The 12,254-nt window shown below is 57.9% G+C and carries 14 protein-coding genes; 6 read left to right on the top strand and 8 right to left on the bottom strand.

Annotation, left to right across the window (positions count from 1 at the left end; all coding sequences use genetic code 11):
* The first annotated feature begins 5 nt into the window (after positions 1-5).
* The 5 genes from accA (at position 6) to ABVR31_RS15130 (ending at position 5,489) form a co-directional block, all read left to right on the top strand.
* On the top strand, positions 6-965 hold the full coding sequence (gene accA / locus ABVR31_RS15150) for an acetyl-CoA carboxylase carboxyl transferase subunit alpha (protein WP_021507476.1): 960 nt from the start codon (positions 6-8) through the stop codon (positions 963-965).
* A 231-nt stretch (positions 966-1,196) separates the two neighbouring features.
* Positions 1,197-3,347: a lysine decarboxylase LdcC gene (locus ABVR31_RS15145; protein WP_059010415.1), complete on the top strand. Its 2,151-nt coding sequence runs from the start codon at positions 1,197-1,199 to the stop codon at positions 3,345-3,347.
* Positions 3,348-3,422: 75 nt separating this feature from the next.
* Entirely contained in the window at positions 3,423-3,812 is a 390-nt protein-coding gene (locus ABVR31_RS15140) for a VOC family protein (protein WP_058770579.1), read from the top strand.
* Positions 3,813-3,866: 54 nt separating this feature from the next.
* Positions 3,867-5,165: a tRNA lysidine(34) synthetase TilS gene (gene tilS / locus ABVR31_RS15135; protein ID WP_141496278.1), complete on the top strand. Its 1,299-nt coding sequence runs from the start codon at positions 3,867-3,869 to the stop codon at positions 5,163-5,165.
* 15 nt (positions 5,166-5,180) lie between these two features.
* Positions 5,181-5,489, top strand: coding sequence for a cytochrome c (locus tag ABVR31_RS15130; protein ID WP_058780481.1), 309 nt, complete (start codon positions 5,181-5,183; stop codon positions 5,487-5,489).
* Between the two features lie 39 nt (positions 5,490-5,528).
* Here the strand turns inward: ABVR31_RS15130 and rof are convergent, their stop codons facing one another.
* Together rof and ABVR31_RS15120 are read right to left on the bottom strand one after the other, a co-directional pair.
* Positions 5,529-5,792, bottom strand: a complete 264-nt coding sequence (gene rof, locus ABVR31_RS15125; protein ID WP_021507471.1) for a Rho-binding antiterminator — start codon at positions 5,790-5,792, stop codon at positions 5,529-5,531.
* Complete coding sequence (locus ABVR31_RS15120) at positions 5,779-5,979, bottom strand: YaeP family protein (protein WP_021507470.1); 201 nt, start codon at positions 5,977-5,979, stop codon at positions 5,779-5,781. Before ABVR31_RS15120 ends, rof begins: the two co-directional genes overlap by 14 nt.
* A gap of 216 nt (positions 5,980-6,195) precedes the next feature.
* On the opposite strand from ABVR31_RS15120, the gene arfB reads away from it, so the two are divergent.
* Positions 6,196-6,606: an alternative ribosome rescue aminoacyl-tRNA hydrolase ArfB gene (gene arfB, locus ABVR31_RS15115; protein WP_021507469.1), complete on the top strand. Its 411-nt coding sequence runs from the start codon at positions 6,196-6,198 to the stop codon at positions 6,604-6,606.
* A 32-nt stretch (positions 6,607-6,638) separates the two neighbouring features.
* Here arfB and proS read toward each other — a convergent pair whose 3' ends face one another.
* The 6 genes from proS to metN form a co-directional block, all read right to left on the bottom strand.
* On the bottom strand, positions 6,639-8,357 hold the full coding sequence (gene proS / locus ABVR31_RS15110) for a proline--tRNA ligase (protein ID WP_132466636.1): 1,719 nt from the start codon (positions 8,355-8,357) through the stop codon (positions 6,639-6,641).
* A 91-nt stretch (positions 8,358-8,448) separates the two neighbouring features.
* Positions 8,449-9,156, bottom strand: coding sequence for a tRNA (N6-threonylcarbamoyladenosine(37)-N6)-methyltransferase TrmO (gene tsaA / locus ABVR31_RS15105; protein ID WP_058774790.1), 708 nt, complete (start codon positions 9,154-9,156; stop codon positions 8,449-8,451).
* The gene (rcsF, locus tag ABVR31_RS15100; protein WP_021507466.1) at positions 9,153-9,554 is read right to left on the bottom strand and encodes an Rcs stress response system protein RcsF; all 402 of its coding nucleotides are present in this window, start codon (positions 9,552-9,554) and stop codon (positions 9,153-9,155) included. The genes tsaA and rcsF overlap by 4 nt, the downstream gene beginning before the upstream one ends.
* A 127-nt stretch (positions 9,555-9,681) precedes the next feature.
* Complete coding sequence (locus ABVR31_RS15095; RefSeq protein ID WP_021507465.1) at positions 9,682-10,497, bottom strand: MetQ/NlpA family lipoprotein; 816 nt, start codon at positions 10,495-10,497, stop codon at positions 9,682-9,684.
* A 37-nt stretch (positions 10,498-10,534) separates the two neighbouring features.
* Positions 10,535-11,188, bottom strand: coding sequence for a methionine ABC transporter permease MetI (locus tag ABVR31_RS15090; protein WP_372773338.1), 654 nt, complete (start codon positions 11,186-11,188; stop codon positions 10,535-10,537).
* On the bottom strand, positions 11,181-12,212 hold the full coding sequence (gene metN, locus ABVR31_RS15085; protein WP_058759540.1) for a methionine ABC transporter ATP-binding protein MetN: 1,032 nt from the start codon (positions 12,210-12,212) through the stop codon (positions 11,181-11,183). The genes ABVR31_RS15090 and metN overlap by 8 nt, the downstream gene beginning before the upstream one ends.
* Positions 12,213-12,254 lie beyond the last annotated feature (42 nt).

Here is a 12,254-nt window from a genome sequence, read left to right as displayed (position 1 = left end):
ACATTATGAGTCTTAATTACCTGGATTTTGAACAGCCAATCGCTGAACTGGAAGCGAAAATCGACTCGCTGAAATCGATTGGTCGTTCGGATGAGAAACACGATATTAATCTGGATGAAGAAGTGCAGCGTCTGCGCGAGAAAAGCGTCGAGCTGACCCGTAAAATCTTCTCCGATTTGGGTGCATGGCAGGTTGCGCAGCTGGCGCGCCATCCGCTGCGTCCTTATACGCTGGACTATGTCCGCAATGCGTTTGACGATTTTGACGAGCTGGCCGGTGACCGCGCCTATGCCGATGATAAAGCCATTGTCGGCGGTATCGCTCGTCTGGATGGGCGTCCGGTGATGGTCATTGGCCATCAGAAAGGCCGCGAAACCAAAGAGAAAATCCGGCGTAACTTCGGTATGCCAGCACCCGAGGGCTACCGTAAAGCACTGCGTCTGATGGAGATGGCCGAGCGCTTTAAGATGCCACTGATCACCTTCATCGACACGCCGGGTGCCTATCCGGGCGTGGGCGCGGAAGAGCGCGGTCAGTCTGAAGCGATTGCCCGCAATCTGCGCGAGATGTCAGGCCTGAAGATCCCGGTGATCTGTACCGTGATCGGCGAAGGCGGCTCCGGCGGCGCGCTGGCGATTGGCGTTGGCGATAAAGTGAATATGCTGCAGTACAGCACCTACTCGGTGATCTCACCGGAAGGCTGTGCATCAATTCTGTGGAAGAGCGCCGACAAAGCGCCACTCGCCGCAGAAGCGATGGGCATCACCGCCGGGCGTCTGAAAGAGCTGAAGCTGATCGATTCGATCATCCCGGAACCGCTGGGCGGCGCGCACCGTCATCCGGTGGACATGGCGGCAGCGCTCAAGCAGCAGCTGCTGGCCGATCTGGCCGATCTCGATGTGCTGAGTACGGAAGAGCTGCTTAACCGCCGCTATCAGCGCCTGATGAGCTACGGCTACGCGTAAGCGCCAAAAAGCCTTTACAGAAGCGGACCCCGGTCCGCTTTTTTTATGCCTGTTTGTACCTCAATGCGCACCCTGGGAAAAACCGGGCAGTGATCCTGTAGGGTCGCCATTCATGGCGACCTGAGATGCATCGCTGGCAAACATCAGGCCAACAACGGCGCTATTCCGGAACATTCACCCGCCACTTTTCGCTATCCTTATTCCGTGCCACAACACCACAGGAGGTGAGCATTGAATATTATTGCGATCATGGGACCGCACGGCGCGTTCTACAAAGATGAACCGATTCGCGAACTGGACGCGGCGCTGAAGCTGCAGGGTTTCCAGACCGTTTATCCCAACAATGCCAGCGACCTGCTGAAACTGATCGAACACAACCCGCGCGTCTGCGGGGTGATATTTGACTGGGACGACTACAGCCTGGCGCTATGCAGCGACATCAATCAGCTCAACGAATCGCTGCCGCTGTATGCCTTCATCAACACCCATTCGCAGATGGATGTCAGCATTAATGAAATGCGCATGGCGCTGCACTTCTTCGAATACGCGCTCAACGCCGCTGACGATATCGCACTGCATATCCGGCAGTACACCGATGAGTACATCGACAAAATTATGCCGCCGCTGACCAAAGCGCTGTTCACCTACGTTAAAGAGGGGAAATACACCTTCTGCACGCCGGGCCACATGGGCGGCACAGCGTTTCAGAAAAGCCCGGTCGGCAGCCTGTTCTATGATTTCTTCGGCGCCAACACGCTCAAAGCGGATGTATCGATCTCGGTCACCGAACTGGGTTCGCTGCTCGATCACACCGGTCCGCACCTCGAAGCAGAAGAGTATGTGGCGCGCACCTTTGGCGCTGAGCAGAGCTATATGGTCACCAACGGCACGTCGACCTCGAATAAAATCGTCGGAATGTACGCCGCACCGGCCGGCAGCACGGTATTGATTGACCGTAACTGCCACAAATCGCTGACGCATCTGCTGATGATGAGCGACATCATCCCCATCTGGCTCAAACCAACGCGCAACGCGCTGGGCATTTTGGGTGGCATCCCTAAGCGCGAATTCACCCGCGACAGCATCCAGCAGAAAGTTAACGCTACCCCGCGCGCCAGCTGGCCGGTGCATGCGGTCATCACCAACTCAACCTACGACGGTCTGCTGTATAACACGCAGTACATCAAACAGACGCTGGACGTGCCGTCCATCCATTTCGATTCCGCCTGGGTGCCATACACCAATTTTCACCCTATCTACAGCGGCAAAAGTGGCATGAGCGGCGAGCGCATTCCCGGCAAAGTGATCTATGAAACCCAGTCGACCCACAAACTGCTGGCGGCGTTCTCACAGGCGTCGCTGATTCACATCAAGGGCGATTACGATCACGACACCTTCAACGAAGCCTACATGATGCACACCACCACCTCGCCGAGCTACGCGATCGTCTCTTCGATTGAGACCGCGGCGGCGATGCTGCGCGGTAATCCGGGCCGGCGGCTGATTAATCGCTCGGTGGAGCGCGCGCTGCATTTTCGCCGCGAGATCCAGCGGCTGCGCGAAGAGTCTGACGGCTGGTTCTTTGATATCTGGCAGCCGGAGCAGGTCGATGAAGCCGAATGCTGGCCAATTCAGCCGGGTGACGAGGCGTGGCACGGCTTTACGCACGCCGATCGCGATCATATGTACCTTGATCCCATCAAAGTCACCATACTTACGCCGGGCATGAGCGAACTGGGCCAGATGGCGGAAGAGGGCATTCCGGCCGCGCTGGTGGCGAAATTCCTCGATCAGCGTGGCATCGTGGTGGAGAAGACCGGACCGTACAATTTGCTGTTCCTGTTCAGCATTGGCATCGATAAAACCAAAGCGATGAGCGTGCTGCGCGGACTGACGGAGTTTAAACGCGCCTACGATCTCAACCTGCGGGTAAAAAACATGCTGCCGGATCTCTATGCTGAAGATCCTGACTTCTACCGTAACATGCGCATCCAGACGCTGGCGCAGGGCATTCATCAGCTGATCCTGCAGCACGATCTGCCGCGTCTGATGCTGCGGGCATTCGACGTTCTGCCGGAGATGAAGATGACGCCGCACCAGGCGTTTCAGCGGCAGGTGCAGGGGCAGGTGGAAACCGTGGACATTCGTGAGCTGGTTGGGCGGATTTCAGCCAACATGATCCTGCCTTATCCGCCAGGCGTGCCGCTGGTGATGCCGGGCGAGATGATTACCGAACAGAGCCGGGCGGTGCTGGATTTCCTGCTGATGCTCTGCACCATCGGGCGGCACTATCCCGGCTTTGAAACGGATATTCACGGTGCCACGCTCACCGACGACGGTCGCTATCTGGTGCGCGTGCTGCGCGACGAACCTGTGCGCTAACTTCAGATAATTGCCTCTTTTCAGCGCCGCGCCGGGCACGTAGGCTAAGCGGCTCAGAATACTTTCGGAGCCGCTATGCTGCAGATAAAACAGATCCACCACATCGCCATTATTGCCACCGATTATCAGCGCAGTAAGGCGTTTTACTGCGACGTGCTGGGCTTTGAGCTACTGGGTGAATACTATCGCGCTGAGCGCGACTCATGGAAAGGCGACCTTGGCCTTAATGGCGTCTATACCATTGAGCTGTTCTCATTTCCTGCGCCGCCGCCGCGCGTCAGCGGGCCGGAAGCGTGCGGGCTGCGCCATCTGGCGTTTTGTGTGGATGATGTCGAACAGTCGGTTGCCGCGCTGGCAGAAAAGGGCGTGGTGTGCGAGCCGATCCGCATCGATGCTCTCACCGGTAAAGCCTGTACTTTCTTCCCCGATCCGGACGGTTTGCCGCTGGAGCTGTATCAGGCGTAAAATAGCGCGCGCAGTGAGCCGCAATCCGGCGGTTCACCTCAACGGAATGCGTGCATGTCCTTTTCTCATCTTGCTGCGCTGCTGCCAGCCGATGCCCGCTGCGTGCTGGCATTCAGCGGCGGGCTCGATTCCAGCGTCCTGCTACATCAGTTAGTGAGCTGGCAACGCCAGCAGCCGCAGCTGCGCGTGCGCGCATTACATGTGCATCATGGTTTAAGCCCCAACGCCGATCGCTGGGCGGCGCACTGCCAGCAGCAGTGTCAGCAGTGGCACATTCCCTGCGAGGTGCTGCGCGTGCAGGTGGACGCTCGCGCCGGCGGGATCGAAGCCGCAGCCCGCACGGCGCGCTATCAGGCGTTATTTAGTCATCTGCAACCCGGTGAGTACTTACTTACTGCTCAGCACCTCGATGACCAGGCTGAAACGCTGCTGCTGGCGCTGAAACGCGGCAGCGGTCCGGCTGGTCTGGCGGCGATGCCGCAGCAGCGGCAGGTTAACGGCCACTGGCATCTGCGCCCGTTGCTCAACCTCAGCCGTCAGCAGTTGGAAGCTTACGCTGTCGGGCACCAGCTGGACTGGATTGACGATGAGAGCAACGCTGACCGTCGCTACGATCGCAATTTCCTGCGCCAGGACGTGCTGCCGCTGCTGCAGGCGCGCTGGCCGCACTTCAGCGCGGCCAGCGCCCGCAGCGCAGCGCTGTGCGGTGAGCAGGAGCAACTGCTGGATGAGCTGCTCAGCGAGCAGCTGGCGCAACTGACCGATGCCCAGGGCGCGCTGCATTTTCCGCCGCTGCTGGCCTGTAGCGAGGCGCGACGGCACGCGCTGCTGCGGCGCTGGATTGGCGAACGCGGTGGTGCAATGCCCGCGCGCGACGCGCTGCAGCGCATTACCGACGAGGTGATGCACAGCCGTGAAGATGCGCAGCCATGTCTGCGCTTTGGCGCGCACGAACTGCGGCGCTACCGGGAACGGCTTTACTGGCTGCCGCGACAGCACTCACTGAGTCAGCACTCGCTAACCTGGCAGCCGCTGACGCAGCCATTAATTTTGCCTGATGGGCTGGGTGAACTGCGTGCCAGCCCGGCGCTGGCGGAACTGCGCCAGCCGGTGGCAGATGAGCAGGTTATTGTGCGCTTTCAGGCCCACGGCTATCACCATGTTGTCGGCCGGGCTGGTGGTCGCGAAATGAAAAAACTGTGGCAGGAGCTGGGCGTCCCGCCGTGGCAGCGCGAACGCATTCCGTTGATTTACTACAACCAGACGTTGATTGCCGCGCCCGGGCTGTTTGTCACCCGCGCAGGCGCGGCGGGCGAGACGCAAGGCTGGCAGGCGATCTGGTCAACACCCTAAAAAGGAACAGCAATGATGAAACAGTGGATTGTCGCGGCGCTACTGGCTGCTGCGCTGCCGGCGTTTGCGCAGGGCGACGTCAGGGCTGGCGCGCAGAAAGCCGCCAGCTGTATGGCCTGCCATGGCGCGGAAGGTAAGAGCGCGGTGCCGCTTTACCCTAATCTGGCCGGGCAGCATGCACCTTACCTGCTGCATTCGCTGCAGGCCTACAAAAAAGGCGAGCGCAGTGGCGGTCAGGCAGAGGTGATGAAAGCCTTTGTGGCCGGGTTGAGCGATCAGGATATGGATGATTTAGCGGCGTACTACGCTTCGCTGCAGCCTTAAGCGAGGTGGGCGGGAATAGCTTTCCCGCCCGGGGAGAGATTATTCGTCTTCGCTGACGATAACGGTGCCCAGCTCGGGATGGCTGAAGCTGGCGATGTGGTCGAGACGCAGCTCGCGCGTTTCACCGGAGAGGTCGACCGCAAGATACTCGACGTTTTTACGTGAGACCATGTCCACGGCTTTCGCCTTCAGCTGGTCGCCGTTTTTGAGCTCCAGCGACAGCGTCCAGTGTTTGGTACAGGCGAGCTCGAGGTTGTCGTAGTCATCACAGTTGATGGGTTTGTAGGCTTCATTCGTCAACATAGTCGCTCACCAATAAGTTTGCAGCGGCATACGCTGCCTGTTCCCTGACAGAAGAGTTTAGCGCAGAATTAGCGGCAATATCATTGAGTGCTTTCAGTGCGCATCCGATCGCGTCTGGCACATACCCCAGGTCGCCGCTGCCAATCCCGGCATACTTCTGGCGAACTAACTCACAATACTTTTGCACATACACCTCCTCAGCAGAGCATCAATACTCTGGTTGATATGCGACTATATCACAGGGGTTCGCTGGAAATCAGCCAGGGGGCGCAGGGAAGGTGGCAAAGAAAGGGCAAAAAGTGACAGCCAGCACTGGTCTCAGCCAGCCTGGCGGCGCACAAAAGGTTAAGTTGATGAACAGGTTATTTCCGGATACAACCGCGCTGATAACGGCAGGTGGCAGATGATTGTGCTGTCACGTAGTGTTTCAATTGCGGACAATGAAGTGGAGCTCAGTGCCATTCGCGCTCAGGGCGCGGGCGGCCAGCACGTCAATAAGACGTCGACCGCTATCCATCTGCGTTTCGATATTCACGCCTCGTCGCTACCGCCGTTTTATAAACAGCGGCTGCTGGAGGCGAACCACCACTTGATCAGCGCCGATGGCGTGGTGATTATCAAAGCGCAGGAGTATCGCAGCCAGGAGATGAACCGCGAAGCGGCGCTGCAGCGGCTAATCAACCTGATACGCGAGCTGACAACGGTGGAGAAAGTGCGCCGCGCGACGCGCCCGACGCGGGCGTCCAGAGAGCGGCGGCTGGAAGGTAAATCACGACGCAGCAATGTGAAGGCGCTGCGCGGCAAGCTACGCTAAAAAAAACGCCTCCGGCAGGAGGCGTCAGGGGATTACTTGTTGAGGGCGCGGCTGAGGAAGTCGACGATGTCGTGCTGCTTAATCATCTGCTTCTCGCTGGCGGCGCGGGCTTTGTACTCGATCTCCTGGTTATCCAGGTTGCGGTCGCCAATCACGATAGTGTGCGGTACGCCGATCAGTTCCATATCGGCGAACATCACGCCCGGACGCTCTTTACGATCGTCAAGAATGACGTCGATGCCTTTGGCGCGCAGCTCGTTGTACAGCTGTTCCGCCAGCTCTTTCACGCGGAAGGATTTGTGCATGTTCATTGGCAGAATCGCCACTTCGAACGGTGCCAGCGCTGCAGGCCAGATAATCCCGCGCTCGTCGTGGTTCTGTTCGATAGCCGCCGCCACGACGCGGGTGATACCGATACCGTAGCAGCCCATGGTCATGATCTGGTTGCGACCATCTTCACCCTGTACCGCTGCTTTCATCGCGTCCGAATATTTGGTGCCGAGCTGGAAGATGTGGCCGACTTCAATGCCGCGCTTAATCATCAGCACGCCTTTGCCATCCGGGCTCGGATCGCCTTCTACCACGTTACGAATATCTTCTACGCGTGCTTCTGGCAGATCGCGGCCCCAGTTGATGCCGGCATAGTGCTGGCCATCAATGTTGGCGCCTGCCGCGAAGTCACTCATTTTTGCCACGGTGCGGTCAGCAATCACCGGGATGGTCAGACCGACCGGACCGAGAGAGCCAAAACCGGCACCGATGGCGGCGCGAATCTCTTCCTCGCTGCCCATTTCCAGTGGCGCGGCCACAATGTCCAGATGCTCGGCTTTGATTTCGTTGAGCTCGTGGTCGCCGCGTAACAGCAGCGCAACCAGCGAATGACCGCTCTCTTCGCTGGCTTTCACAATCAGCGTTTTCACCGTTTTTTCTACCGGGATCTGATGCTGTTCGACCAGCTCGGCGATGGTTTTCGCGTCTGGCGTAGCGAACTGCGTCAGCGCCTGCGTTGCCGCCGGGCGCTCACCGGCAGGTGCCAGCGCTTCGGCTTTCTCAATGTTGGCCGCGTAATCGGACTCGCTGGAGAAGATCACATCATCTTCACCACTCTGCGCCAGCACCTGGAATTCATGCGAGCCGCTGCCGCCAATCGAACCGGTATCGGCCTGCACGGCGCGGAAATCCAGCCCCATGCGGCTGAAGCTCTGGCTGTAGGCGCGGTACATCGCATCGTAAGTTTCCTGCAGCGACTCCTGCGAGGTGTGGAACGAATACGCATCCTTCATGATGAATTCGCGCGAACGCATCACGCCAAAACGCGGGCGTACTTCATCACGGAATTTGGTCTGGATCTGATAGACGTTGAGCGGCAGCTGCTTATAGGAGCTGAGCTCGTTGCGGATCAGGTCGGTGACCACTTCTTCATGGGTCGGACCCAGCACAAACGGACGTTCGTGGCGGTCTTTAATGCGCAGCAGCTCCGGGCCGTACTGCTCCCAGCGACCGCTCTCTTCCCACAAATCGGCTGGCTGAACCACCGGCATTGAGATCTCAATCGCACCGGCGTTGTTCATCTCTTCGCGCACGATGTTTTCAACTTTTCGCAGCACGCGAATACCGGTCGGCAGCCAGGTATAGAGACCGGAAGCCAGTTTGCGGATCATACCGGCGCGCAGCATCAGCTGGTGGCTGATCACTTCAGCATCGGAAGGCGTCTCCTTCAGGGTGGAGAGCAGATATTGAGTAGTACGCATTAATTTACGATTCCAGTTGTACGGAAGGATACGAACAAAAAATTTGCTGGCGGCTAGTGTACCAGCGAGATCCGTCACTCAAAAGCTTGTTTTAGCGCGGATCGAGCGCGATCACCTCGGTTCCCGCCGCGTCAATGCGCCAGCGCACATTAAAGTCGAGCAGCCAGGCGGCATATTCACGGCCAGGGCTTTCACCTTTGCGATAAGCCGGGCGCGGATCCTGCGCCAGCACTTCAGTGATAAAGCGCGCCAGCTGCGGGTAGTGGCGTTGCTGCTGCTGCAGCTGCTGCTGCGCCTGCGCGGAGAAACGCACCGGCATGCTGGCGTCGGGCGCGCTCTGGGCGAAACCCGCGCGCGCCTCAGGCAGCGCTTCGGCGAAGGGCAGGTAAGGCTTGATATCCACCACAGGGGTGCCGTCCACCAAATCGAGGCTGCCTAATTGCAGAATCACCTGTTGCTGCTCGCAGCGGATGCCTTTGAGCTCAACCAGCGACATGCCGATAGGATTGGGGCGAAAGGTCGAGCGGGTGGCAAATACGCCCATGCGGGCATTACCGCCGAGGCGCGGCGGGCGTACGGTTGGGCGCCAGCCGCCGGCCATGGTCTGGTGAAAGACGAACAGCACCCACAAATGGCTGAATGCCTCCAGTCCACGCACCGCTTCAGGCTGATTGTACGGCGCCAGCAGATGCAGTTCGCCACCGCCGTCCTGCACCAGACCCGGCTGGCGCGGTACGGCAAATTTCTCTTTCCACGGCGAACGGATCACACCGATTTGCGCAAAGGCAAATTCACTCATTGATTGGAGACTTTCAGCGCGGAACCCTGGCATACCGCCTGGCGATAGCAGCCTGGCGTGCTGGAGACAATTTCACACTTGTGCAGCAGCACGGCGTTGGCTTTCATGCCGGCCGCTTTAATCTGCAGGCGTTTACGCGCGGTATTGAGGTTCGGCGGTGAGTCCTGGGTGCTGCTCTGGCAATCATCACCCGACACTTCGCCCAGATCGCGGAACGGATTGCTGACCAGATCGGTCGCATCGGTATAGATCTTCACCGGGGCCGGACGCGCAGCCGGTTTGCGCTGAGGTTCGCTGGTTGATTGCTGCGGGCGAGACGGAGCACTGCTTATTGGGTGATATTCACGCACGCACCCGGTCAGCATCAATGCCAACAAGCAGAGCGGTAAAAAACGCATGGCAACATCCTCATGTAATAAAAAGTGGCGTTATTGAAACAAGGACGACCAGAAATAACAAGTCAGCTGCCACATGCTGAAATAGAAAGGGCGGCCGAAGCCGCCCTGCACCGCATGAAAGGGATAATTACCAGCCTTTCACTGCGCCGCCGTTGAAGATTTTGTTGGCGGCTTCAGACACTTCGTCTGACTGATAAGCCTCAACAAACTTCTTCACGTTCTCCGCGTCTTTGTTGTCTTCGCGGCTAACGATCAGGTTCACGTACGGCGAGTCTTTATCTTCGACGAAGATGCCGTCTTTCGCCGGGGTCAGGCCAATCTGGCTGGCGTAAGTGGTGTTGATCACCGCCAGCGCAATCTGCTGATCGTCCAGTGAACGTGGCAGCTGTGGCGCTTCCAGCTCAACAATCTTCAGGTTCTTTGGATTCTCAGTGATATCCAGTGAGGTTGGCAGCAGGCCCACGCCATCTTTCAGTTTGATCAGGCCCACTTTCTGCAGCAGCAGCAGAGAACGACCGAGGTTGGTTGGATCGTTCGGGATAGCGATCTGCGCACCGTTCTGCAGCTCATCCAGCGATTTGATTTTTTTCGAGTAGCCGGCAATCGGATAAACGAAGGTGTTGCCGACCGGCACCAGTTTGTAGCCGCGGTCTTTGATCTGCTGATCGAGGTACGGCTTGTGCTGGAAGGCGTTAACGTCAATATCGCCTTTGCTCAGCGCTTCGTTAGGCAGCACGTAATCGTTAAAGGTAACCAGTTCAACATCGAGACCGTATTTCTCTTTCGCGACTTTCACGGCAGTTTCCGCAACCTGCTGCTCAGCCCCGACAATCACACCCACTTTAATGTGGTTGGGATCTTTCTCTTTCTGATCGCATCCTGCCAGCGCAATCGCGCCAATCAGAGCACCCACAGCGGCAATCTTTTTAAATGTGAAAGACATATCCTTTCCTTAATAGAGGACTATTGATGTTGTTTGCTTATTTATGTGACACCGCACGCACGATGCGGTCACCACAGAACTGAATTAAATACACCAGCACCACCAGCAAAATCAGCACGGTATTCATCACGGTGGCGTTATAGCCGATGTAACCATACTGATAGCCAATCTGGCCCAGACCGCCCGCGCCCACAGCACCACCCATGGCGGAGTAGCCCACCAGCGTAATCAGGGTAATTGTAGCGGCATTCACCAGCCCTGGCAGCGCTTCCGGCAGCAGCACTTTACGCACGATCTGCAGCGGTGTGGCACCCATGGCGCGCGAGGCTTCAATCAGTCCGGTCGGCAACTCAAGCAGCGCGCTCTCCACCATACGGGCGATAAACGGCGCCGCGCCCACGGTCAGCGGAACGATGGCCGCCTGCAGACCAATGGAGGTGCCGACGATGGCACGGGTAAACGGAATCATCCACACCAGCAGGATAATGAAAGGAATAGAACGGAAAATATTGACGATGGCTGACAGCACGCGATACAGCGCAGTGTTGGCCAGAATCTGTCCCGGACGCGTGACGTACAGCAGTACGCCAACCGGCAGGCCAAGCACAAAGCCAAAGAAACCAGAAACGAAGGTCATCATCAGCGTTTCCCAGACGCCACGCGTCAGTAACCACAGCATCGCTTCAGACATAACCCAGCACCTCTACTTTCACATGATTTTCTTTCAGCCAGGCAATAGCGGCTTGTGTATCTGTTTCACTGCCGTCCATTTCGGCCAGCATGATGCCGAACTTCACGCCACCGGCGTAATCCATCTGGGCACTGATAATGTTGTTATTGACGTTGAAACGGCGCGCGGCTTCTGACAGCAGCGGCGCATCCACCGATTTACCGGTGAACTCCAGCCGCAGCAGTGGCACGCTCTCGCTGCCCGCGCTCGCCTGCATGCGCTGCTGGTAATCATCCGGAATATCCAGATGCAACGTTGACTGAATAAACTGCTGGGCCAGGGGCGTTTTCGGATGCGAGAACACTTCGCTGACGCTGTCTTTTTCAATCAGTTCGCCGTTGCTGATCACCGCTACCTGATCGCAGATGCGTTTCACCACATCCATCTCGTGAGTAATCAGCAGAATAGTGATGCCGAGCCGACGGTTGATGTCTTTCAGCAGCTCCAGAATCGAGCGGGTAGTGGCCGGGTCCAGCGCGCTGGTGGCTTCATCACACAGCAGGACCTTCGGATTGCTGGCCAGCGCACGGGCAATCGCGACGCGCTGTTTCTGACCGCCGGACAGATTCGCCGGCCAGCTGTCGTGTTTGTCCGCCAGACCGACCAGCTCCAGCAGTTCGCTGACGCGCTTTTTGATCGCTTCGCGTGACAGGTTACCCAGCTCAAGCGGCAGCGCAACGTTGCCCGACACGGTGCGGGAGTTCATCAGGTTGAAGTGCTGGAAGATCATGCCAATCTGGCGGCGCGCCAGCGTTAACTGCCCGGAAGAGAGCGCGGTGAGATCCTGACCGTCAACCAGCACGCGGCCGGATGTCGGGCGCTCCAGCAGGTTGACGCAGCGGATGAGCGTACTTTTACCGGCACCGGATGAACCGATGACGCCATAAATCTGTCCGGCAGGCACGTGCAGGCTAACGTTTGACAACGCCTGAATAGTGCGTGAACCTTGCTGGAACACTTTGGTGATATTTTCGAGTTTAATCATTAGTTTAATTGTTATCGTGTTGCGTTGTCCGTGGTGTATCGG

It is taken from the genome of Pantoea sp. WEP, from assembly GCF_041678305.1.
In the GTDB taxonomy this organism is placed as follows: domain Bacteria; phylum Pseudomonadota; class Gammaproteobacteria; order Enterobacterales; family Enterobacteriaceae; genus Pantoea; species Pantoea dispersa.
This window is presented reverse-complemented; position numbering and strand designations above follow the sequence as displayed.